The following is a 23841-nucleotide window of genomic DNA, read 5'->3' on the forward strand; positions in this document are numbered from 1 at the left end:
ACACTAGTAAGGAGTGTGTTTTGAAGTCTCTTTTTACCCTGATTGCATTGTTGCTTAGTCTGCAGATAGCCGGAACGGCGAACGCGCATGGCAATGATGACCATGAACATGCCGCGCCTGCGGCACCGACGATGCAAGTAGCGCCGCGCGCCAGTGCTCAAACGGAAGACTTCGAATTAGTCGCGGTGTTGCAAGGCCGTTCGCTGATTATTTATCTTGACCGATTTGCTGATAATAGCTTGGTCGCTGATGCGCAGATTGAAGTGGAAAGCGGCAGTGTCTTGAAAGCCATCGCCAAGCAAACTGCGCCGGGTGTGTATGTGATCGAATTGAGTAAAGGCGTGATGGAAAAAGTCGGGAAATATCCTTTATCGATTTCGGTCCAGGCCGGTGAATTAGGTGATGTCATGACCGCGAGTTTAGAAATTCCCGATCTCAGCGAAGAAGCGCACGATCATCCTGAAGAGGGCAAACCATGGTGGTGGATCGCCTTGGGCGGTTTGGTCATCATCATTTTAATCGTGAGTGGCACCATCTTACTGAAGCGTCGTCAGCGCCGTTCTGCTTGGGGAGCTTAAGTCATGAAATTATTTACCATGTTCAAATCAACGATGAAATTTTCTGCTGTCATTCTTCCCCTTGTGTTAGTTGCCCAATTCAATCTGGCAAAAGCGCACGGCGACGAAGATCATAGTAAAAAACCAGCTAAACCCGCGACCAAATCTAGCGCAGCGGCAAACGCAAAACCAAGCATCTTAGATGCCACTGCCGCCCAGCGTTTATCCGACGGGAGTTTATTTGTTCCCAAAATCGTACAAAGACAATTAGCATTGCGCACGCTATTGACTGAGCAAGCTGAGTTGCCAAATACCATAGAACTGAATGGCAAAATCATGGCGGATCCAAATGCAGGCGGACGGGTGCAGGCGAGCCAGGCTGGGCGTCTTGAGGCCGGCCCATCTGGTTTGCCTAGTTTGGGACAGCGCGTGACTAAGGGACAAGTATTGGCCTATTTACGCCCTGTGATGACGAGTCTAGATCGTGGCAATAGCCAATCGATTCTGGCAGATATCGACTCCCAATTATCGATTGCTGAACGTAAGGTGCATCGCTTTGAACAACTATCCGATGCTTTACCAAAAGCCACGGTGGAGGCGGCGCGTTTTGATTACGAAGCCTTGAAGAAACGTAAGGCCGCAGTCGAGGCTAGTCTCTCCAAAAGTGAAGCTTTAATTGCGCCTGTATCGGGCATTATCAGTGTTGCCAACGCGGTCACGGGGCAAGTGTTTGATGCGAAAGAAACGCTGTTTGAAATCATTGATCCGAATCGCTTGATGGTGGAAGCTTTGGCCTATGATCCCATTCTGACCACCGATATCGCCAATGCGACTGCAACTTGGAATTCATCGCAAGCATCCGCATCAAATAATCTTACGCCTAGTTTATCGCTGAGCTTTGTCGGTGGCGGGCAGCAAATGCGTGAACAAGCGATTCCTTTATTATTTCGTGTGTCGGGTAGATCGACTGCGGTCGCAGTTGGGCAGGCGATCAAAGTCATTATTCAAACCAAACGTCTGACGACGGGATACGCTGTGCCGAATTCTTCGGTGATCAAATTGACTGGCGGCGAATCAGTCGTCTGGGTACATACCGAAGCGGAACGTTTTGTACAGCGTAAAGTAGTGGCGCATAGTCTGGATGGCGAACGGATTTCTATCGTCTCTGGTTTGAAAGAAGATGAACGTGTCGTGACCTCTGGTGCTAGTTTATTAGCGCAAGTGAAGTAAAGAAGGCAGCCCATGTTCCAATTCATTATTAATACCAGCTTACGCCAAAGGCTGATCGTTCTCGCTGCGTCTATCTTGCTGATCGTGTACGGTTTGATCAGCATGCGACAGATGCCCGTCGATGTCTTTCCCGATTTGAATAAACCCACCGTCACTTTGATGACCGAAGCCGGAGGCATGGCGCCGGAAGAAGTTGAGCAATTGGTCAGCTTTCCTTTAGAGTCCACCATGAACGGAATGCCCGGCGTGACGCGCGTGCGTTCGGTGTCAGGCGTGGGCTTGTCGATTATCTATGTGGAGTTCGATTGGGGTACGGATATCTACCGCAATCGTCAACAGATTGCAGAACGTCTAAGCCTAGTGCGTGAACAGTTACCGGCTGGAGTCACGCCGCAGATGGGCCCAATTTCTTCCATCATGGGCGAGATCTTATTGATCGCTTTACCGATTAGTGCGGATGCGAACACTGCGACTAGCACCTCGGCAATGCAGGTGCGTGAGTACGCCGATTGGGTGATGCGTCCGCGTTTGTTAAATATCCCCGGTGTGGCGCAAGTCACGCCGATTGGCGGTGAAGTTCGTCAGTATCGGGTTGAAATCAAGCCTGCGCAGTTACAATCTTTGGGCATAGAACTCGACAAAGTCGAAGCCGCGCTCAAAGACTTCGGTGCGAATACCAGCGGCGGTTTCGCCGAAGCGAATGGGCGTGAATATTTGATTCGACAAATCGGTCGCACCAGTCGCATCGAAGACTTGCAAAACGTCGTGGTCGCGATGAAACAAGGGCAAGCGATTTTGCTGAAACAAGTCGCAAACGTCACGATTGCACCCGCGTTTAAACGCGGCGATGGTGGGTATAAAGGTAAACCTGCTGTAATTTTGTCAGTACAAAAACAACCGACCGCCGATAGCGTCAAGCTCACACGTGAAGTTGAAAGAGCGATTGCGGAGCTGAGTAAAAATCTGCCGCAAGGCGTAGAGCAGCCGCAATTCTTGTTCCGCCAAGCGGATTTTATTAAGAATTCCTTGGATAACGTGAATGATGCCTTACGTGATGGCGCCATCATGGTCGCGATCTTATTGTTCTTATTCTTACTGAATATCCGCACAACAATTATTTCACTAGTCGCGATTCCTTTGTCTTTGTTGGCGACGATATTGGTCTTCCGCTATCTGGATTTGTCGATCAATACGATGACACTTGGCGGTCTGGCAATCGCGATTGGTGAGTTAGTCGATGATGCGGTCGTGGATGTGGAAAATGTCTTGCGACGTCTCAAAGAAAATAGTTTGTTAGCCAATCCTTTGCCAAGTTTGCAGGTGATCGCGCATGCTTCTGGTGAAGTTCGTAGTGGGATTGTGTATGCGACGGTGATTGTGGTCTTGGTCTTCGTTCCTTTATTCGCCTTGCCCGGCATTGAAGGTAGTTTGTTCACGCCGCTCGGCATTGCGTATGTCGTCTCCATCCTCGCGAGTATGGCGGTAGCGATGACGGTCACCCCCGTTCTCTGCTACTTCTTGTTGCCAAAGATGAAGCAACTTGCCCATGGCGATAGTGCGCTCGTGGTGTGGTTGAAGAAGTGGGACACACGACTCTTAAACTGGTCGTTTCAACATGTGCGTAGCTTGTTCGCTGTTGCCATCGGCGCAGTGATTTTGGCTGCGGTTGCTGTGCCATTTTTTCCGCGTGCTTTTCTGCCAGCATTTAATGAAGGTACCTTGACGGTCAATCTGGTACTTAATCCGGGTACATCTTTGGAAGAATCCAATCGCCTAGGCAGCTTGGCAGAGCAATTAATGTTGGCCGTGCCGGAAGTCACGCAAGTTGGTCGTCGTACTGGTCGTGCGGAATTGGATGAACATGCCGAAGGTGTGCATTACAGCGAGATGGATGTGGATTTGAAGAAATCAACACGCAGTCGTGAAGAGATTATTCACGACATTCGTGAACGTCTGAAAGTCTTGCCCGCGAATAGTAATGTTGGTCAACCGATCTCACATCGCCTAGATCACTTGTTGTCTGGTGTGCGTGCGCAAATTGCTTTGAAGGTGGTTGGTGATGATCTCGATACTTTGCGCAATATCGCCAATGATTTGCGTGAGCGTTTAGGTCGCGTGCCGGGGATCACTGATTTGCAAATTGAAAAACAAGTCTTGATTCCGCAGATTAAAATTCATGTGGATTATGAACAAGCTGCACGCTATGGCATCGCGCCAGGCGTTTTATTGCGCAGCTTGCAACAACAAATTGAAGGCGAAAAAATTACGCAGATCATCGAAGGAAATCGCCGCTTCGACATGTTATTGCGCCTGCCTGAAAATGGTCGTGACCTACAAGCCTTGCAACAATTACTGATAGAAACGCCACGAGGTCACATACCTTTATCGCAATTGGCTAAGGTCGAAGAAAGCGACGGCCCGAATCAAATCAATCGTGAAAATTCACGTCGTCGTATCGTCTTGTCGGCAAATACCGATGGTCGCGATATGACACAAGTGATACAAGATATACGTGAAGAACTAGCGGCAAAGGCTTTACCGGTTGGTTATTCGACTTCGCTCGAAGGACAATTTCAGGCACAAGAAAAAGCCTCGAATCTGATCGCCTTGTTGTCTTTGGTGTCTTTGTCTTTGATGTTCTTAGTGCTGTACAGTCGCTATCGTTCGATTGCCTTGACCATGATGATTATGGGGAATATTCCATTGGCATTAGTCGGCGCGGTGCTTGCCTTGTGGTTAGCAGGACAGACCTTATCGGTCGCGGCTTTGGTCGGCTTCATTACTCTAGCGGGTATCTCAACCCGCAATGGTATTTTGAAAATTAGTCACTATATTAATTTATGTGCGTTTGAAGGCGAAAAATTTGGCAAAGAGATGATTATTCGTGGTTCACTAGAGCGTTTAACGCCAGTCTTAATGACAGCCTTAGTTGCTGCGTTTGCTTTATTGCCACTATTAGTTTCGGCTGACGCACCAGGTAAAGAAATTTTGCATCCGGTCGCCGTGGTGATTTTTGGTGGACTGATTAGCTCAACTTTGCTCGACACCGTGTTAACGCCGCTGATGTTCTGGCGTTGGGGGGAAAAGCCTTTATTGAATTTGTTAGCGGCTAAGCAAAATGATGATCAGCAAGAAGTATTTTGATTTTTAATTGAAATCGTCATTCGGTATATTTTTTTAAAAAGGAAATAATATGAAACTCTCAAAGTTTGTTTTTACAGCATTAGCAAGTGTTGCAATCAGTGCCGCCAGCATTGGTGGCGCGTATGCGCATGATGATAAATATTTTGATTCGATCAAATCGCCCAACGGTGGTCAAACCCGTATGGCGGGCGTGTATCATTTTGAACTGGTGTTAGCGCCGGACAGTAAAACCGCGAAAGAAAATCCGGTAACCGTGTATGTGACTGATCATGCCAATAAAGGTATTGCGACGAAAGGTGCAACAGCGACTTTGACTTTGGTACAGGGCGCGAAAAAATCGACTGTTGAATTGGTGCCAGAAGGCGAGAATCGTTTTGTTGGTAAAGCGACTTATGCATCGAATGCCAATTTAAAAGGTGCGTTAACTGTGACGATGGCGGGTAAACCAGCAGAGCAAGCGCGTTTTACGCCATTTGCGATGGTGAAAAAAGCCAGTACAAAGCCAGCAGATAAGGGAAACACTAAGGAAGCAGAACATGCGCACGAACACAAGCATTAGTATGGACGCAGGTAAAAACATCAGTATTTTCAGCAAGCGCATTTTTGCGGCATTTCTGCTGATGTCTGCAGGCTTGGGTTTGCCGAATTTAGCAAATGCAAGTCTGGTTGACTTGAAGTGGGATGAGCACGGGCGCTTTCAGCATCGCGGTAAAATTAAAGCTGGTGGCATACTTGAGGTCTGCGGAAAATTGTCAGCAGGCTTAAAGATTGATTGGCAGTATCAAAGCGCGAAGCCTTTGGACTTCAATATTCATTTTCACGAAGGTAAGAAAGTGACTTTGCCAGTGAAATATCTGGCACGTGATACCGCCGCTGAGCAATTTGAGGCCAAGCAAAGTCAAGACTATTGCTGGATGTGGTCGAATAAAAGTAAAGAAGCCATTAGCGTCGATCTGAGTTTAAGTCAGGTTCAGAAGTAAGCGAATTGCGAGCGAAAATACGGTACAAATACGGAGCCAACTAGGTTCTACAAGTCAGTAGAAAAAAAGCGTAAAAAATAAGGGATAATATTCCGACATTTTTTACGCTTTTTTATTTTGGGATCGAGGCTCTATGACGCATATCCGGCATCTGTTAATTTTTCTTAACCTGAATTTGCTTGTCTTGGTCAGTCTAGAAAATGCACTTGCGCAAGCCCAGGTGCAGTCGCGGGTGCAAGAACAAACACAGAAATCGTCGTCTGCACAGCATAAAAACATGTATCCGCATGCGATGGAAGCGATCGGGAGTGTGCGTGAAATCTATGATGGAAAATTATCGCCTGCGATAGCGGTCAATACTTTCCGTAATATTGATCGTTTGTTCCCTAGTAATCGTATCGTTAAGTCTGTAAAACCTAAAGCTTTGCCTGTGGCTGCAAAACAGCTCAGTCAGTTGTATTTTAACGATAGAGGTCAGAAGATCTCATTAGACCAGTATTTGGAATGGAACCAAGTTGCCGGATTACTGATACTCAAAGATGGACAGATCCAACTAGAGAAATATCGTTATGGAAACTCAGCGCAGACACGCTGGATGTCAATGTCGATCGCCAAATCGATTACTTCAACTTTAATTGGCGCGGCCATTAAACAAGGCAAGATCCGCCATATAGATGACCCGGTGATCAAGTACATTCCTGAGCTTAAAGAGAGTGCTTATCAACAGGTCACCGTGCGTGATGTCTTGACCATGAGTTCAGGCCTGCGTTGGAATGAAGCTTATACGGATCCGCGATCTGATCGGCGTAAGCTATTAGAAGCACAAATCGCTCAAGTGCCGGGATCTGCGATGCGCGTGATGGCAAGTTTGTCACAAGCATCTGTGCCGGGTAGTCGGTTTAATTACAGCACCGGCGAAACGCAAATCGCTGCCCAGTTATTGTGTAATGCAATTGGCATGCCGCTGTCGGCGTATTTGCAGGAGCGTATATGGTCAAAATATGGGATGGAAGCAGATGCTACTTGGTGGCTAGATTCGCCAAATGGTGTGGAAATTGGTGGCAGTGGCTTTAGTGCTACTTTGCGTGATTATGGTCGCTTTGGCTTGTTTATGTTGGGCGGTGGTTTGGCGGCGAAAGAACTCATTTTACCAACTGCCTGGACTTATGAAGCCGGAACGCCCAAGCGCCTGCGTCAGGGCGATTTTATTCCATATGGCTATTTGTGGTGGCCAGTCAATAGTCAGCAGGGATTTCAAGATGGTGCTTATACCGCAGTTGGGATTCATGGTCAGTATTTGTACTTGAATCCGCGCAATAATTTGGTGATCGTGGTCTGGGGCGCGCAGGTCAAACCAACAGGCTCGGCGGTTGTGGATGATCAAGCGTTTTTTGCTGCAGTCAGCGCGCAGCTTGCAGAAAACAAATTGACCAAATGATGGAGAGATTTCTGCTGAAGAGTTTTAATTGGCGTGCAAGTGACTAAGACAAGTCCATGTACACGCCATTCCTCGCCAAATTAATGGAAGTAACTTTTGTTATTCCCGCCATCTAAGTTTGCACGTTTCTTTTCTATGTCAGCGAGTAGGCGTTTAGCATGTGCTTGCTGCGCTGGTGCTGCATCTCGAATGACTTCTTCCAATAATAAACAAGCACCTTCTGTGTCTGCCATCTCGAGATAAGCCTGTGCTAGTTGTAATCTAACTTCATGCGCGCCCGCTACATTGACGGGATCTGCAACTGTATTGACACTGGTATTGACGCCGATGCTAGCACTATTATTCGTTAAAACGGTTTCCTTCGTGGCGGCAAATGTCGTGATCGACGATGCTGCTAAGTTTGTTGCTGCTGTAGTAGATAAAGCAGATAAACGCGTATGCACCGCAGGCTCGCTGTGCACTGTTGATAATGCTGTTTGCTCTGTGTTGGCCGACGTTTGAATGGCGACAGGTGGCGTCACTCTATTTGGTCTGCTGACAGAATCAGGTGCAAGATTCGCGCTTGATAATATTGCAGCAGATTTGGTCGCCGCGGATGGAGTCGAAAACAAGAAATCAGCGATACCCATTTCTCTGAGTTGTTGGATTTGACGTGGGCGGTCTTCACGCTGTGCTAGTTCCAATAAGCTTTCTAATTGTTGAAAAATATTCAGATCAAAACCTTCACGCGGACTCATCCTTGAATTGTTTAACAAGCGTTCGAGATAAATCACGATCTCATCTTTTGGCCAGAATTCAATAATTTTGCTGACGACATGCGGATACTCGCTTAACTGTTTTTTTGTTGCATTGTCAGAGTTCTGCCAAGGCAGCAATTTAATATTAAAGAATTTTTTCAATTCCTTGCTAATCGATTCAAAGCCAGATTGATCTTTATTTTGGCGAGAGCTATCGAGAGCCTGTAGCCAAGGTTTTGGCGAATTTGGTTTCGTTGCCGCTGCTAATGCTTCTTCATAGCGAGGATCACCAGGTTTATACACATTGAGCCAGGCGTCGAAAAAGCCGCGAATATCAGAAAACTCATCATTATTGGGGCCATTTGTTCCATGGCTGCCGGTGTTTGGATTCAAGGTTCTTCTAAAACCACTATGACTTCCTTGTTGTGTGTTAGCCGCATCAATATCCGTGGTGTGAAAAGACGACACACTACCAATTGTACTCAGTTGTGATGTGTCGATAAATGATAATGAAAACAAAGAATCTTGAAAATTTTTGATGGATGTCGTTAACGCGTCGATACCATCTTGGAACTTATGTTGCACATGCAAGCGCCAGAAAGAAAAGAGGGAAACTAGCATCATGAGCACTAAGAAACCAATCAGACATTGCGTCCAAAATACTTTTTGAGATTGTGCTTCGAGGTACTCAATTTTTTCTTTATTGATACGTGCGTTTTCTGCCAACAGTTTAGTGAGCTCTTGTTGCAATTGCACTTGATGTTCAATGTTGGGATCAGTGGCAATTTCTTTTTCAATGATTGGTAGCGGTCGCGTTTCTTGTGCCGTTGCCTGGCCGCCTATCACCATACTGAATAACAAACCCAAGATAAAATTGACAAAGCAAAATCGCAGTTTGTTGGAAGATATTTGAGAAGTCGCCATAGCACACCAGTTCTTAAAATAATTGGAATGAATTTTAAGTTAGATTGTTTGATAAATCCGATCAAGCTCAGATAAACCGCGATTATTTAAAGAAGTTTGCATAAATCACACACTATCGCTTTTACTTCTGTTGAAGCACAGAAACAAGCATGCTTTATGGCAACGCTTATTGCTACTATTGCTGTTGTGAGTGGATTGGCAGTTATTAGAATTTGAAACGAAAACGGGAGTAGTCGAATGATTTATCAAGGGTGTTGCCATTGTGGCGCGATACAGTTTGAAGTGGATGCACCAGATGAAGTCGAGGTAGAAGACTGCAATTGTTCAATCTGTCGTATGACAGGTTTTTTGCATTTGATTGTGCCACTGCGCGCATTTCGTTTGTTATCTGGTGCTGAGCAATTGACGACCTATCGCTTTAACACGCGTGTCGCCGAACACCAGTTTTGTCGCATCTGCGGAATCAAACCTTTCTATGTTGCACGTTCCAATCCCGATGGTATGGATGTGAATTTACGATGTTTAAAGACGCAGCCATCAAAAGTGCGTATTGTCGGTTTTGATGGGCAAAATTGGGAGCGGCATGGTGCCAGTCTCGCTGCAAAAAGTGTATAAATCCTTGTTTATTTGTTGATGGATAGGTCGCCAACGCATCACAAACAGGCAAGGGAGATTCCGGTTTAAAGCTCCAATAAAAGGTGAACCATGTTTAAAACGATACTCAGAGCAAGTGTGATTGGCAGTGCGATGTTTTTGTCCCCAACACCTGCTGTCGCAGCCGATACGATGATTTTACTCAAGCCCGATCGGGTGTTCGATGGCCAGCAAATGCAGCAAGATTGGGTCGTGCTGGTGAAGAATAATAAGATCCTGGAAGCTGGTCCGATGCGCTTTAAATTACCAGCAGATACCCGCGTAATTGAGCTCAAAGGATTAACTTTGTTGCCCGGTTTAATCGAGGGGCATTCTCACTTATTGCTGCATCCATACAATGAAGTCAGTTGGGATGACCAAGTTTTAAAGGAAAGCCGTGCCGAGCGTGTGGTGCGTGCGGTGAACCATGCGAAGGCGACATTAGCGGCTGGTTTTACGACCGTACGTGATCTTGGAACCGAGGGGGCAGAATACGACGACGTGGGCTTGAAGAAAGCCATAGAAAAAGGCGTGATCGCCGGGCCACGGATGATCATTGCCACCAAAGCCTTGGTAGCAAAGGGAGCGTATGGGCCGAAGAGCCAAAATCCCAATCTGGATTTACCACAAGGTGCCGCCGAAGTTTCTGGCCTTGAACAAATCTCGCAGGAAGTACGCAGCCAAATTGGTAAGGGCGCTGATCTGATCAAAGTTTATGCTGATTATCGGGCCGGACGGGATGGCGAGGCGGTGCCGATTTTTTCCGTAGCGGAGATGGCGGTAATGGCAGATATCGCGAACAGTGGCAAGCGTCAGTTAGTGGCGCATGCCTCGACACCAGCCGGCATGTTGCGCGCGATTGAGGCTGGCGCGTCTACCATAGAACATGGCGACAATGGCACGGCAGAAGTCTTTAAACGCATGAAAGAAAAAGGCGTGACTTTGTGTCCGACCTTGGCGGCAGGCGACGCCATTGAACAATATCGCGGCTGGAAAAAAGGGTTCGACCCTGAACCAGCGAGACTACTAGCAAAACGCCAAAGCTTTGCACTTGCGCTGAAATCTGGTGTGAATATGTGCATGGGTGGCGACGTCGGCGTGTATGCGCACGGTGACAACGCACGTGAGATGGAATTGATGGTGGACTATGGCATGGCAGCCATCGACGTCTTACGCTCAGCCACTTCGATTAATGCAAAAGCATTTGGTTATGCTGATAAAATCGGAAGCGTGCGTGGCGGTTTGTTAGCGGATTTGATCGCAGTCGAAGGCGATCCTAGTCAAGAAATCAAACGCGTACGTTTAGTAAAATTTGTGATGAAAGATGGGAAGGTCGTGACGAACTAAACGACTTGATCGACGTAATCGACTCAAATGACTGCGCCATGCACGTATTGCTGGCGCAGTGTATGGATTCTCGCTTCAACGGACGGCAAATTTATTGCGCAATAAGATCGATTTGGGGTGGTCGGGAACGAGGTCGATTAATTGGCTAATTTCACTTTTCGCGCCTGTCATGTTTCCGGTTTTTAGATACGCCTCTGCGAGATATCTATGGATGTCGGCGAAACCTATCGCCATTTTTCTGGCTCTCTCCAGATATTTGATTGCGCTTGTATATTCTTGATTTTTGACTGCTTGTATTCCCAAACCTAACCAATAATGTGGATTTTCCGCATTGCTAGCTTCTATTCTTTGAGTGAAAGTTGCGGCTTCGGTAAGACGATTTTGTGATTGCAAAAGTTTTTGCATATTGCGCATCACGATGACATCATTTTTATTGATGTTCAAGGCATGGGTAATTATCTCTTCGGCCTGATGATATAAACCCGTTTGCAGATATAGTTCCGCCAAGTTGCTATAGGCAAGTGAATTATTCGGCGCACGCAAGATAGCTGCTTTGAAATAGGCATAGGCCGCATTTTTCTGCTGTTTTGCCAGATATTCTGCGCCAATATTGTTATAGAAGCGCGATAAAATTTCCTCATCGCTTAACGCGCGTCCTCGGTGCAAAATCATCGTTTGCGGCTCAAAATCAACGATGAGATAGCCGCGATTTTCTCCTTCGCGTTCAAACCAGAAATCTTTTTGCATGATCATCGCATTCACATGCGAACTCAAAAAATCTAAATTACCACGACGATCGAATTGCACTGGTATGTCAACTTCTTGCATCACGATCGGCAGCTTAAGTGCACGGCCAATCGAATAGGCCAAAATGGTTAAAGAAATACAGTTACCACGTTTGTTTTCCCAAGTCGTTTTGGCCGTAGTAGTTTCTTTATAGTTATAGGCGAACGCGGCCGAGTCTTTGGTGTAAACCAAATCTAGTAAGTAGCGTGTTTTTGAAATGTTGGAAAGCGCTTGAATTTCTTCTCGCATTAATTGTTCTTTTAACGCATCACTTAATGCAAAAACCTCTTCTTTGGGGACGATAAGCACCGTCTCATCAGCTTGAAAATGTCCATCGTGCCAAGTGATTTGCTTGGGGGCGATTGTCATTTGGGGTGATTGCGACATTTCAGCAACTTGTGGCGTTGCACATGCACTAAGTCCTAGCACGATAACTGAAAGAATGATGCTGCGCATACGGCCTCCATTGATTTTTTCGCGATTTTTATTAATATTTTTCTTGGTACTTTACGCTTTTTTTATTCATATTTACAGTTAATTCCTGAGAAATAATAAGAGTTTTCTCGTGAATTTATGTATATTGTGCTTGCCCAAAGTTCCAATTCAAAAGAGACGGAATTTATTTTTAGTACGCCTTTGTTTATTCACGAGAGAAATTAATATGGCAAACCAAGAAGTCAAAAGCGATTTAGAAATCGCCCAGAGTGCACAACTTAAGCATATCAACGAGATTGCCAAAGTATTAGGCGTGGATGTTGATGACCTAGAACATTACGGCAAATACAAAGCGAAGTTGCCTTTGAGCTTGATCGATCCAGAAAAAATCAAAAAGAATAAATTGATCTTGGTCACAGCGATCACGCCTACACCACCGGGCGAAGGAAAGACCACTACTTCTATTGGCCTCACTGAAGGCCTCAATCGCATCGGTAAAAAGACCACCGTCGTGCTGCGTGAGCCTTCACTTGGACCTGTGTTTGGCATCAAAGGCGGAGCGGCAGGTGGTGGCTATTCACAGGTCGTGCCGATGGAAGATATCAACCTCCATTTCACTGGCGACTTTTCTGCGATTGAAAAAGCGAATAATTTATTGGCAGCTTTGATCGACAATAATATCTATTTCCAAAAAGAGAGCTTGGGCATCGATCCGCGCACGGTGAAATGGAAGCGCGTGATGGATATGAATGATCGATCCCTGCGCAGCATTATTACGGGTTTAGGCGGTCGTCCGGGTGGCAATCCACGTGAAGCTGGCTTTAATATCACCGCGGCATCCGAGATCATGGCGATTCTTTGTTTGGCAGAATCCTTTCAAGATTTAAAGACCAAGTTAGGTAATATTTACTTGGGCGACACTTACGACAATAAACCAATTTATTGCCGAGACCTGAAAGCACAAGGCGCGATGGCGGCTTTGTTAAAAGATGCGATTAAACCGAATTTAGTGCAAACCTTAGAGGGTAATCCAGCCATTATCCACGGCGGCCCATTCGCGAATATCGCGCAGGGAACCAACTCAGTATTGGCAACCAAACTAGGCTTGTCTTTATCGGATTACGTGGTCACAGAAGCGGGCTTTGGTGCGGATCTGGGTGCAGAAAAATTCCTCGATATCAAATGCGGCTACTCGGGTTTAAGTCCATCCGCAGTGGTGATCGTCGCCACCGTGCGTGCCTTGAAATATCACGGCGGACAAGATCTAAAAACCTTGACCACACCCAATCTCGATGCGCTCAAAGTCGGTTTTGCGAACCTCGAAAAACACTTAGAAAACATCGCCCAATTTGGTTTGCCAGCGGTGGTGTCGATTAACCGCTTCAGCAGCGATAGCGATGAAGAACTAGCATTCTTAAAAACGCGCTGCAAAGAACTAGGCGCGCGCGTTGCCTTATCCGAGGGCTGGGCACTAGGCGGAGAAGGCACCACACAACTCGCTCGCGCAGTCGTTGAGACAGTAGAAAGCTTCAACGGTCGCTATACCCCGCTCTACGATTGGAATAGCGACATCAAAACCAAGGTGGAAACCGTCGCGAAAAAAATCTACGGCGCAGGTTCCGTCGTATTCCAAGCTAAGGCCTTGGCGGATATTAAACACATAGAAGGTTTAGGCCTAGGTCATTTACCGATTTGTATCGCCAAGACACAAAAGTCTTTTTCGGATAACGAAGCATTGATAGGACGACCAAGCGGCTTTGAACTGACGGTACGTGAATTTGAAATCGCGGCAGGCGCGGGCTTCGTAGTGCCAATAACGGGCGCAATTATGCGCTTGCCGGGCTTGCCTGCTGTGCCTGCCGCACTGCATATTGATATTGATGATAATGGCGTGATTAGCGGTCTGTCCTGATTAGAAATAATCTGTTCAGTTAAACCTTGCACTAGGTATCGTCATTCCCGCGAATGCGGGAATCCAGTGGCGTAAAAGCACAAAGTCACTGGATTCCTGTTTCTGCCGGGATAAGGCCAAGAGGGATTTAATCTAGGCCAAACGCTATTTTTACGGCGTTCCATTTGAGTGGCTACGATGTCAGTCAAATTACACATTTAAATCGTTATATGAATCGTTACATAAATCGTTACATCTAAAATGTAAAATGAGATGTTTTTATGTATGAAAATTTCATTTATCAATGATTTAATAATCGTTACATGACTAGCCGCAGCTACCAATTTGCAGGACGTACATTCTATGAGGTCGATCGTATTGATCGGCATGGTGAATTTGGACGCTTTTGTGTTTGCAGTTTGCATGAATTGAATGCGGCGCTATTTGGTGGAACAGGCAATTGGTCAGACGGCGCAGATGCGCCCTCGCATGTGAATTACATTTCAGAAGAAACTGCACCACAAATAAAACTGTTGGCGCATTTTGGTCGCATGATAAGCAACACAGATATGCACGACGGTAATCTAGCTTTCTTACTCGATATGCGCTTGGCGCCAGCCTATGACATGCTGCCGATGATGTATGCGCCGCAGCGTGGGGCGGAATTGATTGAACGGAAATTGAATCCTGCTTTGCCTTTGCCAAATGAACGCGAAAGTTGGATGCGTGCTGCCAAGGCGGCTGTTGTATTCTTGCGTCGTGTTGAAGGTGATGAACGTATTAGTTCCGCGTTTCGGCAGATTGCTAAAGGGAATGCTGAATTGAGCGACCGTTTGGTGATTGGACAGGGTCGTTGAATTGAAACGGAAGTGTGATAAAAGTAGAGTAGGACTAATTCGCGACAACAATCGAATTAGTCTTCAATTGGTCTGAAATAACCCTTGATTGCGTCTAGATTTCTTACGCAGATTTGAACGTGATTTTTCTTTTCTATCCGCGCGCCATTGTAAATCGGACCACCTTCCCAGAATGCACCGCGAACTGTATCGTAGGACGCGAGTGAGGGTTTTCTTGGGTTTTTCTTAACCCAGTCTTCACTTTGAGTTTCGGTTCGAATCTGATGAACCATATTAATGACAGCACAATCGAGCTGTCTTTTCCAGAGTTCTTTCCCATCTCCATTTTTCGGAAGAAGGTCAATACTACCTCTATCTTCTAATAGTGCCTCATACCCATATTCTAAAAAACCAAGAGATGAGGCATCTAATAGATTAAAGCAAAGGCCGGGATCAATAATGGCACCAACAACTGCAACTTTATCTTTTTTCTTCTGCCATTTAAATTTTTCTTGTGCAAATTGATAGGCTCGTTGAGGACTATATTCCCAAAAATAAATCCCGTGACCTAGCCAATCATAGTCATTTTCACTTGGTTTAAGATGAGCTTTTCCTGCAAAAATTGCTTCTGCAGTTTTTACATCTGTGCCATGGAAGCAAAGAAGAAAGCTTGGCAACAGTTCATATCTTGAGCCGGTATTAATTTTCTACCCCGCGTACGCTTTTTTGAGTTTTCCGGTTGAAGTAGAGATGCCAGCATTAATGGTAATTCTACGCAAGCGATCATGATCTTTTTTTAATCCAGATACAACGCTGCGAAAAACCTCAAGCTCTGCGCTGGCAGAAGGTTTGCTTAAATATTTTCCTGAAATTGAAGAGCGAGGTGTGGTGCTTAGCTTAGACATAAATGACCTCATTAATTGATAGCTATGTGAGCGATTATAGCGCAAAACCGTGCATGAAATGCCGATCAAATTGTGTTGATTTTGATACCTACCTACAGATGGTAATATGATTTTACGTTTTATGTGTTTTGAATATGGAATCAGCTAACCTTGAGCTAGTTGAAACAAGTTTAGGTAAGACACGAAGTTGACTAATTTCTTAACGCGGCTCTTTGTTTAATTGCACGGTCGATTAGACTTATGATCGTTTCCGATGAGTGCACAAAATCAAGTGCGTTCATGAAACGCATTGGCCCAAGTTCAACGAAAAGATGCCCAAATACTTCATCTGCGAAACTACTAGAAATGACAGGAACTCCACTAAAGTCAATTTTTATTTTTTGACCTTCGCACATTTCAATTAAGTTAGCGATTTTAACTTTTACAGGGCGAGCTGCTAGTCTCGAACCAAATGAACGCGATTCTTGCGACATGACAAAATCTATCTTTTGTAAATTGTCTTGCTCATAGCGACTTTCAATAAAATCGAGGGGGCGATGTTTCTTTCCTCCGAATTTGAGTGCTTCTTGTAGTAAGCCAGGGTTTGAAAAGTCAATACGTGCATCAACCAAAGTTCCGTCAAAGGGTATTTTCTCGGATTTTAGAGAGAGTTCTTTTTTATATAAACTGAGCAACGCATTCCCAGAATGAATGTCAAATGTTCCATCGCATATACGTGAAATTTCATATGAACCGTAAAGACCATTACCTTGATTCGTACTAGTATTTCGCGTGACACCTTCTTTAATTGCTGCTTCAAGTGCTTCCATATCAGTTAGTAGTTCAGGTTTCGCAGATCGTAAACTCTTTGGAATTCCAATTCCAGCATCGCAGACTGTGAATTCAACACCACGTTTTGTTCTTTCAAAAACGGACATCTGCACTAATCCACCTATTTTAGAGTCAGCGTGATTTAACACATTATCTGTGATTTCGTTCAGTGCCCACTCGACTGCGGCAAAATCCGTTCGGCTTAAACCAGCGACAGATTTCAACATGCAATCAATCAAGCGATTTACACATTCATTTTGCTCTTCACTAGATTTGAAAGATAAAACCGGAACTTGTGTAGTGCTTAGTCTTTTTGATAGTTCAAATCTACGAGGTTCAATATAATGTGCCCAATTAGTATTAACAAATAAACGGCTAAGTTTTTCCGCTTCTGGCAAAATAATTGACACTTCAATTCTTGATTCTCTAAGTGACATTACATAACTACAAATTGGAAGCATTGCTCCGGAAAATGCCGCAGTGCAGCTAGTAAAATCGAGTATTAATTCTTGGTATTTAAGATCGTTTACTATTTTGTGAATTGAAGCCAGTACTTTTCGAAAATCTTTTATCCCAAGTGAACCTAAAAAAGCTATTTTATTCTCAGTGCGCTGTAACGCAAATTGTTGTGCGATAGTCATTTTTTCTCACTCGAATTGAAAGGGATGGGATTTTGCTAATGTAACAATATAGAAAATTGCGAACGAAAATTTGTACTTCATCTATTTCTTGATTTTTGTGTAGGTAAATTGCACTTGTGAATTATTATTTTTAGATTGTACCTTAGCATGAAAGTGTAAAAAATAATCTACAGGCAGTCGATAACTCCTCATCTTTCTAGTTCCAAAGAACTATCCCACCCTAGTGCCAATGCTTGCCCTCAGACACCGCTCTGAAGAATGGGCGACTCTGTCCCAACTCTCTAAAATTTGATCATGTCAAAGTGGAGTGAACATCAGGTTCACTTCATCTCAAACAACAAGGAGTGTGAGATGAGTCATTTTCTGGATAGATTGAAGTTCATGTCTAAGGTGAAATCCACCTATTCTGACGGACATGGTGCGGTGGTGGATGAGGATAGACAGTGGGAGAATGCGTATCGCAGCCGCTGGCAGCATGACAAGATCGTGCGTTCTACCCATGGTGTGAACTGTACCGGTTCTTGTTCGTGGAAGGTGTATGTCAAGAACGGTTTGATTACTTGGGAAACCCAACAAACCGATTACCCACGTACCCGTCCTGATTTGCCAAATCATGAGCCGCGTGGTTGCCCACGTGGTGCTTCGTATAGCTGGTATGTGTACTCTGCGCAGCGGGTGAAATACCCTATGATCCGCGGTCGCTTGATGGAAATGTGGCAAGAGGCGCGTAAGACCATGGGCCCGATTGCAGCATGGGAATCCATTAGCCAAGATCCAGTCAAAGCCAAGCGTTATAAATCGGTACGTGGCCTCGGTGGCTTTGTACGTGCTGATTGGGATACGGCACAAGAAATCATTGCTGCGGCGAATGCCTTCACAGTGAAAAAATTCGGTCCAGACCGCGTGATTGGTTTCTCACCAATTCCTGCGATGTCCATGGTGTCTTACGCTGCTGGTGCACGTTACCTGTCTTTGATCGGTGGCGCTTGTTTGTCTTTCTACGACTGGTACTGCGATTTGCCACCAGCCAGCCCGCAAGTATGGGGTGAACAGACTGACGTACCAGAATCTGCCGATTGGTATAACTCGACGTACCTGATGGTATGGGGCTCTAACGTACCGCAAACACGTACACCAGATGCCCACTTCTACACAGAAGTGCGTTACAAAGGTACGAAGACCGTTGCTGTCTCATCTGACTTCGGTGAGATGGTGAAATTTGGTGATATCTGGATGGCACCTAAGCAAGGTACGGATGCGGCTTTGGCGATGGCGATGGGTCATGTGATTCTCAAAGAATTCCATCTCGAAGGTAAATCTGATTATTTCCGTAGTTATGTTAAACAATATACCGACATGCCGATGTTGGTACGTTTGGTAGAGCGCAATGGCTGCTTCGTACCAGATCAAATGCTGCGCGCATCGCAATTGCCAGGCGGTTTGGATGAAGCCAATAATGGTGATTGGAAGACACTCGCGATTGATGAAAGCACAGGCGAGATCGTTTCTCCAAATGGCTCCATCGGTTATCGTTGGGGCGAAGGTAAAGTCAATGACGGCGAAAAAGTTGGTCGCTGGAATTTGGAACCAAAAGATGGCGGCTCAGGTCGTGAGATTGATCCACAATTGAGTTTGGTAGCGAAACATGACGAAGTGGTCAGCGTAGGCTTTAACTACTTCGGTGGTGCCGATGCCAACGATATGGTCTTGCGCAATGTGCCAGCGCGTAAAGTGCAATTGGCAGATGGCTCTGAGATTTTAGTCGCGACAGTATATGACCTCTCGATGGCCAACTACGGCGTGGATCAAGGTTTGGGTGGCGCGGTTGCGACATCGTATGATGACGACGTACCTTATACACCAGCATGGCAAGAAAAACACACGAGCGTGAAACGTGACTTGGTCATTCAAGTTGCCCGTGAATTTGCGCAGAATGCACACGATACACATGGTAAGAGCATGGTCATCGTTGGTGCGGCTTTGAATCACTGGTACCACAACGATATGATTTATCGCGGCATTATCAATATGTTGATGATGTGCGGTTGCGTAGGTCAATCTGGTGGCGGTTGGGCGCATTACGTTGGTCAAGAAAAACTGCGTCCACAATTCGGTTGGGCTCCACTCGCGTTTGCGTCTGATTGGACCCGTCCACCACGTCAAATGAATGGTACCAGCTTCTTCTATGCGCACACGAGCCAGTGGCGTCATGAGAAATTGCATATCGATGAAATCCTCGCGCCGACTGCGGATAAATCCAAAGTCAGTCACATGAGCATGATTGATATGAATGCCAAGTCGGAACGTCTCGGTTGGTTGCCATCGGCACCGCAGTTAGAAACCAATCCACTCGACGTCTGTGATGCAGCGGCAGCAGCAGGTTTGGAACCAGCAGAATATCTGAAACAAAGCTTGAAATCTGGCGCCGTGAATATGAGCTGCGATGATCCAGATAATCCTAAGAATTTCCCACGCAATATGTTTGTATGGCGTTCGAATATTCTCGGTAGCTCAGGTAAAGGTCATGAGTACTTCTTGAAGTATTTACTCGGCACACAAAATGCCTTGTTCGATGATCCAGATGAAGCGGTGAAGCCATCGGAAGTGAAGTTCCGTGAAGAAGCCGCCGAAGGAAAATTAGATTTATTGACCGTACTTGATTTCCGTATGAGTACGACTTGCTTGTACGGCGACATTGTGTTGCCAACTGCAACTTGGTATGAAAAAGACGATTTGAATACCTCTGATATGCATCCCTTCATTCACCCATTGAGTGAAGCTGTGCAGCCTTTGTGGGAAAGCAAAACCGACTGGGAAATCTACAAAGGTATCGCCAAGAAATTTACCGAAATCGGTGGCGAGTATCTGGGTACACGCAAAGACATCGTCTTGCAACCATTGATGCACGATACACCGGGTGAACTCGGTCAAGCCTTCGAGCCTAAAGACTGGAAAAAAGGCGAGTGCGATTTGGTCCCAGGTAAGACTGCACCTAGCTTTATTGTCGTAGAACGTAACTACAAAGAAATCTACAAAAAGTTCACATCGATTGGACCTTTGTTAGACAAGCTTGGTAACGGCGGTAAAGGTATTAACTGGAACACCGAACATGAAGTGCATGAAATCGGTGGCATTACCAAAGTGGTGACAGAAGAGGGCGTATCAAAAGGTCGCCCACGCCTGGAAACGGCGATTGATGCTTGCGAAATGATTTTGACATTTGCACCAGAAACCAATGGTCACGTCTCAGTCAAAGCATGGGAAGCCCTCGGCAAAATTACTGGCCGCGATCATACGCATCTGGCAGTCGGTCGTGAACATGACAAGATCCGTTTCCGTGATGTACAGGCACAACCACGCAAGATTATTTCTGCACCGACCTGGTCTGGTTTGGAATCGGAAGAAGTCAGCTACAACGCCGGTTACACCAATGTGCATGAACTGATCCCATGGCGCACACTGACTGGTCGTCAACAGTTCTACCAGGATCACCGCTGGATGCTCGATTTCGGTGAAGGTTTGTGCGTCTATAAACCAGCGATTGATACCAAGACCGTTGCGCCGATGTTGAACAAATCACCGAATGGTGAAAAAGAAATCGTCCTCAATTTCATCACGCCACATCAGAAATGGGGTATTCACTCAACCTATTCTGACAATTTGCGTATGTTGACGTTGAGCCGTGGTGGCCCGCATGTGTGGGTGTCGGAAATCGAAGCCAAAGAAGCGGGCTTGGTGGATAACGATTGGGTCGAAGTGTTTAACAGTAACGGTACTTTGACAGCGCGTGTGGTGGTTAGCCAACGTGTGCCAAAAGGTATGTGCTTGATGTATCACGCACAGGAAAAAATTATCAATACACCGGGCGCAGAACTCTCTGGTAAGCGCGGCGGTATTCATAACTCGGTGACGCGTGCGGTATTGAAACCGACACACATGATTGGTGGTTATGCGCAGTTGGCGTATGGCTTCAATTATTACGGCACGGTTGGTAGTAACCGTGATGAATTTATCGTCTTGCGTAAGATGAAAAAAGTGGATTGGTTGGAAGGTAAGTTGGAAGAATCAGAAGGAGCAACGTCATGAAAATTCGCGCACAAGTAGGCATGGTGTTGAACCTGGATAAATGTATCGGTTGCCACACCTGTTCCGTGACCTGTAAAAACGTCTGGACTAGTCGTGATGGTGTTGAGTATGCCTGGTTCAATAACGTCGAAACCAAGCCTGGTATTGGTTATCCTAAAGAATGGGAAAATCAGGCGAAGTGGAAGGGCGGCTGGCATCGTAATGAGGCAGGCAAATTAGAGCCAAAACAAGGTGGAAAATTGCGCATCTTGGCGAATATTTTTGCGAATCCCAATTTGCCATCGATCGACGATTACTATGAGCCATTTACCTTTGACTATGAGCGCTTGCAAAATGCGCCATTGTCACAGACGCCACCAACCGCACGTCCTATTTCAGTCATCACTGGCAAAAAAATGGACAAGATCGTTTGGGGCCCGAACTGGGAAGATGACTTAGGTGGTGAATTTAGCTCACGTAGTCGTGATCAGTTATTTGAAGGCGTGCAGAAAGAAATGTACAGCACTTTCGAATCGACCTTCATGATGTACTTGCCACGCCTGTGCGAACACTGCTTGAATCCAGCCTGCGTAGCTTCTTGCCCATCTGGCTCGATCTACAAACGTGAAGATGACGGTATCGTTTTAGTTGATCAAGACAAGTGCCGCGGCTGGCGTATGTGTATCTCTGGTTGCCCTTACAAAAAGATTTACTACAACTGGAGTTCAGGCAAAGCAGAGAAATGCACATTCTGCTATCCACGTATCGAAGCAGGTCAGCCAACCGTTTGTTCCGAAACTTGCGTAGGCCGTATCCGTTACCTCGGCGTGTTGCTGTATGACGCCGATAAAATCGAAGCAGCGGCATCGACTCCGAACGAGCAAGATTTGTATCAAGCGCAGTTAGATTGCTTCTTAGATCCGCATGATCCAGAAGTGATCGCCGAAGCGCGCAAACATGGCATTCCAGAAAGCTGGATTGAGTCTGCGAAGAAGTCGCCAGTCTACAAAATGGCGATGGAATGGAAGATTGCGTTCCCACTGCATCCAGAATATCGCACGCTGCCTATGGTGTGGTATGTACCACCTCTGTCACCAATTCAAAAAGCGGCAGAAGCAGGCCACATGGGCATGAACGGCATTATTCCTGATGTGAAATCTTTGCGAATTCCTGTGCGTTACTTGGCGAACTTGCTGACCGCTGGTAAAGAAGAGCCAGTCTTGAAAGCTTTAGAGCGTATGTTAGCCATGCGTGCTTACAAGCGTTCGGAAGTCGTGCATGGTGAACTCGATCATGAGGTCTTGAAACAAGTTGATTTGACGGCAGCGCAAGTCGAAGACATGTATCAAACCATGGCGATCGCGAACTACGAAGACCGTTTCGTGATTCCATCTTCACACAAAGAAATGGTGGAAGACAGCTTCAACGAAAAAGGTAGTTGTGGATTTACTTTTGGTAATGGTTGCTCGGGTGGTACTTCTGATGGTGCCTTGTTTGGCAAGAAACCGCAGGGTAGTGTGATTTTTGTGGATATGCCTAAGTCGCGGAAAAAGTTGTCGACAACGGAATAGCTCCCTTCTCCCGCAAGCGGGAGAAGGGCGGGGGATGAGGGCGGTTGGTCGCGAGTGAAATGATTTGTCGGGATACATCAAGCATTTCGAATGACTCAACGCCCCTCACCCTAACCCTCTCCCGCTTGCGGGAGAGGGAATGTTCAAGCATGAAACGACACCATAAATGTCACAAATAATAAAGGAAATCGTATGCAAATTTATCGCATTTTATCCGCACTACTCAGTTACCCGCAGCCCGACCTGATCGCTGCTTTGCCAGAAATTCGTGCGGAGTTAGCCGCCGATCCAGAAACTCTGGAAGCAGTGCAGCCATTGCTCAATTATTTGCAAGAAAACAATTTGATCAGCGTGCAAGAAAACTATGTGGGTACCTTTGATCGTACGCCATCAGTTGCCTTGCATTTGTTTGAACACATCCATGGTGAAAGCCGTGATCGTGGTCAGGCGATGGTGGATTTGATTTCGGAATATCGTCGTTATGGTTTTGAGCCAGAAGCGAGCGAATTACCGGATTATGTGCCACTGTTCTTGGAGTTCTTGAGCCTAGTTGATGCAGAAACCGCAGAAAAACTCTTGGGTGAAGCCATCCACGTATTAGCGGCAATTGGTATCCGCTTGCAACGCAAAGACAGTCCGTATGCGAATGCGTTTTTATTACTGACTTCATTTACCGATGTGGTACCACAAGAACAAGGCGAGCCACCAGTGCGGGATATGGATGATGCGATGGAAACCTTTGGTCCGGGCGCGGATGGTGTTGAGCCATTATTGAAGCCGGGTTTGTCTTGCTCATCCAGCGGAGCATCTGGCGGTGCGCAGGCGATTAATTTTTATCCACGCCAACCCAATGCTGCTGGTTCTGAATTGCGGGGCTAACTGTCGATTGGGGACGAGGCGCTGATTAATTT

18 protein-coding genes are annotated in these 23841 nt (G+C 46.0%); 13 read left to right on the forward strand and 5 right to left on the reverse strand.

All coding sequences use genetic code 11. The annotated features are described in order from the left end of the window. Window positions 1-20 precede the first annotated feature (20 nt). The 6 genes from H8K33_RS09840 to H8K33_RS09865 all read left to right on the forward strand — a co-directional run bounded on the left by H8K33_RS09840 (window position 21) and on the right by H8K33_RS09865 (window position 7349). Entirely contained in the window at window positions 21-578 is a 558-nt protein-coding gene (locus H8K33_RS09840; RefSeq protein ID WP_186890838.1) for a hypothetical protein, read from the forward strand. Window positions 579-581: 3 nt separating this feature from the next. Continuing rightward, on the forward strand, window positions 582-1787 hold the full coding sequence (locus tag H8K33_RS09845) for an efflux RND transporter periplasmic adaptor subunit (protein WP_186890839.1): 1206 nt from the start codon (window positions 582-584) through the stop codon (window positions 1785-1787). Window positions 1788-1799: 12 nt separating this feature from the next. Further along, on the forward strand, window positions 1800-4931 hold the full coding sequence (locus H8K33_RS09850) for an efflux RND transporter permease subunit (protein WP_186890840.1): 3132 nt from the start codon (window positions 1800-1802) through the stop codon (window positions 4929-4931). Window positions 4932-4980: 49 nt separating this feature from the next. Further along, window positions 4981-5490 (forward strand): hypothetical protein, encoded by a 510-nt coding sequence (locus H8K33_RS09855; RefSeq protein WP_186890841.1) that lies wholly within the window; start codon window positions 4981-4983, stop codon window positions 5488-5490. Further along, complete coding sequence (locus tag H8K33_RS09860) at window positions 5468-5911, forward strand: hypothetical protein (protein ID WP_186890842.1); 444 nt, start codon at window positions 5468-5470, stop codon at window positions 5909-5911. Before H8K33_RS09855 ends, H8K33_RS09860 begins: the two co-directional genes overlap by 23 nt. A gap of 133 nt (window positions 5912-6044) precedes the next feature. Next, entirely contained in the window at window positions 6045-7349 is a 1305-nt protein-coding gene (locus H8K33_RS09865; RefSeq protein ID WP_246443477.1) for a serine hydrolase domain-containing protein, read from the forward strand. 80 nt (window positions 7350-7429) lie between these two features. Here the strand turns inward: H8K33_RS09865 and H8K33_RS09870 are convergent, their stop codons facing one another. After that, a complete protein-coding gene (locus H8K33_RS09870; protein WP_186890843.1) occupies window positions 7430-9010 on the reverse strand; it encodes a FimV C-terminal domain-containing protein in 1581 nt (526 codons plus the stop codon). Window positions 9011-9247: 237 nt separating this feature from the next. Here H8K33_RS09870 and H8K33_RS09875 point away from each other — a divergent pair, with 237 nt between their 5' ends. Together H8K33_RS09875 and H8K33_RS09880 are read left to right on the forward strand one after the other, a co-directional pair. Further along, window positions 9248-9625, forward strand: coding sequence for a GFA family protein (locus tag H8K33_RS09875; RefSeq protein WP_186890844.1), 378 nt, complete (start codon window positions 9248-9250; stop codon window positions 9623-9625). 90 nt (window positions 9626-9715) lie between these two features. Further along, window positions 9716-10990, forward strand: coding sequence for a metal-dependent hydrolase family protein (locus H8K33_RS09880; RefSeq protein WP_186890845.1), 1275 nt, complete (start codon window positions 9716-9718; stop codon window positions 10988-10990). Window positions 10991-11065: 75 nt separating this feature from the next. On the opposite strand, the gene H8K33_RS09885 is transcribed toward H8K33_RS09880, so the two are convergent. Next, window positions 11066-12232, reverse strand: coding sequence for a tetratricopeptide repeat protein (locus H8K33_RS09885; RefSeq protein WP_186890846.1), 1167 nt, complete (start codon window positions 12230-12232; stop codon window positions 11066-11068). A 205-nt stretch (window positions 12233-12437) separates the two neighbouring features. Between H8K33_RS09885 and H8K33_RS09890 the strand changes: the two genes are divergently transcribed. Both H8K33_RS09890 and H8K33_RS09895 read left to right on the forward strand, forming a co-directional pair. Beyond that, complete coding sequence (locus H8K33_RS09890) at window positions 12438-14123, forward strand: formate--tetrahydrofolate ligase (RefSeq protein WP_186890847.1); 1686 nt, start codon at window positions 12438-12440, stop codon at window positions 14121-14123. Window positions 14124-14425: 302 nt separating this feature from the next. Continuing rightward, complete coding sequence (locus H8K33_RS09895; RefSeq protein ID WP_186890848.1) at window positions 14426-14959, forward strand: HipA domain-containing protein; 534 nt, start codon at window positions 14426-14428, stop codon at window positions 14957-14959. Window positions 14960-15015: 56 nt separating this feature from the next. On the opposite strand, the gene H8K33_RS09900 is transcribed toward H8K33_RS09895, so the two are convergent. From H8K33_RS09900 to H8K33_RS09910, 3 genes are all read right to left on the reverse strand, one after another. Beyond that, window positions 15016-15615 (reverse strand): hypothetical protein, encoded by a 600-nt coding sequence (locus H8K33_RS09900; protein ID WP_222613367.1) that lies wholly within the window; start codon window positions 15613-15615, stop codon window positions 15016-15018. A gap of 30 nt (window positions 15616-15645) precedes the next feature. Continuing rightward, a complete protein-coding gene (locus H8K33_RS09905) occupies window positions 15646-15843 on the reverse strand; it encodes a hypothetical protein (RefSeq protein ID WP_186890849.1) in 198 nt (65 codons plus the stop codon). A 191-nt stretch (window positions 15844-16034) separates the two neighbouring features. After that, window positions 16035-17294, reverse strand: coding sequence for an STAS-like domain-containing protein (locus H8K33_RS09910; RefSeq protein ID WP_186890850.1), 1260 nt, complete (start codon window positions 17292-17294; stop codon window positions 16035-16037). Between the two features lie 351 nt (window positions 17295-17645). Here H8K33_RS09910 and H8K33_RS09915 point away from each other — a divergent pair, with 351 nt between their 5' ends. The 3 genes from H8K33_RS09915 (at window position 17646) to narJ (ending at window position 23809) form a co-directional block, all read left to right on the forward strand. Continuing rightward, a complete protein-coding gene (locus tag H8K33_RS09915; protein ID WP_186890851.1) occupies window positions 17646-21380 on the forward strand; it encodes a nitrate reductase subunit alpha in 3735 nt (1244 codons plus the stop codon). Beyond that, window positions 21377-22930 carry a nitrate reductase subunit beta gene (narH, locus tag H8K33_RS09920; RefSeq protein ID WP_186890852.1) on the forward strand — a complete coding sequence of 518 codons (1554 nt, stop codon included), beginning with the start codon at window positions 21377-21379 and terminating at the stop codon, window positions 22928-22930. The genes H8K33_RS09915 and narH overlap by 4 nt, the downstream gene beginning before the upstream one ends. Window positions 22931-23122: 192 nt before the next feature. Further along, entirely contained in the window at window positions 23123-23809 is a 687-nt protein-coding gene (gene narJ / locus H8K33_RS09925; protein WP_186890853.1) for a nitrate reductase molybdenum cofactor assembly chaperone, read from the forward strand. The last annotated feature ends 32 nt before the right edge of the window (window positions 23810-23841 follow it).

Origin of the sequence: Affinundibacterium amnicola (genome assembly GCF_014284275.1) — a bacterium.
GTDB classification, from domain to species: domain Bacteria; phylum Pseudomonadota; class Gammaproteobacteria; order Burkholderiales; family Burkholderiaceae_D; genus Undibacterium; species Undibacterium amnicola.

What these genes read in the sequence shown, in the direction of transcription:
- H8K33_RS09845 (WP_186890839.1), top strand. Translation starts at nt 582, where the DNA reads ATGAAATTATTTACCATGTTCAAATCAACGATGAAATTTTCTGCTGTC.
- H8K33_RS09850 (WP_186890840.1), top strand. Translation starts at nt 1,800, where the DNA reads ATGTTCCAATTCATTATTAATACCAGCTTACGCCAAAGGCTGATCGTT.
- H8K33_RS09855 (WP_186890841.1), top strand. Translation starts at nt 4,981, where the DNA reads ATGAAACTCTCAAAGTTTGTTTTTACAGCATTAGCAAGTGTTGCAATC.
- H8K33_RS09860 (WP_186890842.1), top strand. Translation starts at nt 5,468, where the DNA reads ATGCGCACGAACACAAGCATTAGTATGGACGCAGGTAAAAACATCAGT.
- H8K33_RS09865 (WP_246443477.1), top strand. Translation starts at nt 6,045, where the DNA reads ATGACGCATATCCGGCATCTGTTAATTTTTCTTAACCTGAATTTGCTT.
- H8K33_RS09870 (WP_186890843.1), bottom strand. Translation starts at nt 9,010, where the DNA reads ATGGCGACTTCTCAAATATCTTCCAACAAACTGCGATTTTGCTTTGTC.
- H8K33_RS09875 (WP_186890844.1), top strand. Translation starts at nt 9,248, where the DNA reads ATGATTTATCAAGGGTGTTGCCATTGTGGCGCGATACAGTTTGAAGTG.
- H8K33_RS09880 (WP_186890845.1), top strand. Translation starts at nt 9,716, where the DNA reads ATGTTTAAAACGATACTCAGAGCAAGTGTGATTGGCAGTGCGATGTTT.
- H8K33_RS09885 (WP_186890846.1), bottom strand. Translation starts at nt 12,232, where the DNA reads ATGCGCAGCATCATTCTTTCAGTTATCGTGCTAGGACTTAGTGCATGT.
- H8K33_RS09890 (WP_186890847.1), top strand. Translation starts at nt 12,438, where the DNA reads ATGGCAAACCAAGAAGTCAAAAGCGATTTAGAAATCGCCCAGAGTGCA.
- H8K33_RS09895 (WP_186890848.1), top strand. Translation starts at nt 14,426, where the DNA reads ATGACTAGCCGCAGCTACCAATTTGCAGGACGTACATTCTATGAGGTC.
- H8K33_RS09905 (WP_186890849.1), bottom strand. Translation starts at nt 15,843, where the DNA reads ATGTCTAAGCTAAGCACCACACCTCGCTCTTCAATTTCAGGAAAATAT.
- H8K33_RS09910 (WP_186890850.1), bottom strand. Translation starts at nt 17,294, where the DNA reads ATGACTATCGCACAACAATTTGCGTTACAGCGCACTGAGAATAAAATA.
- H8K33_RS09915 (WP_186890851.1), top strand. Translation starts at nt 17,646, where the DNA reads ATGAGTCATTTTCTGGATAGATTGAAGTTCATGTCTAAGGTGAAATCC.
- narH (WP_186890852.1), top strand. Translation starts at nt 21,377, where the DNA reads ATGAAAATTCGCGCACAAGTAGGCATGGTGTTGAACCTGGATAAATGT.
- narJ (WP_186890853.1), top strand. Translation starts at nt 23,123, where the DNA reads ATGCAAATTTATCGCATTTTATCCGCACTACTCAGTTACCCGCAGCCC.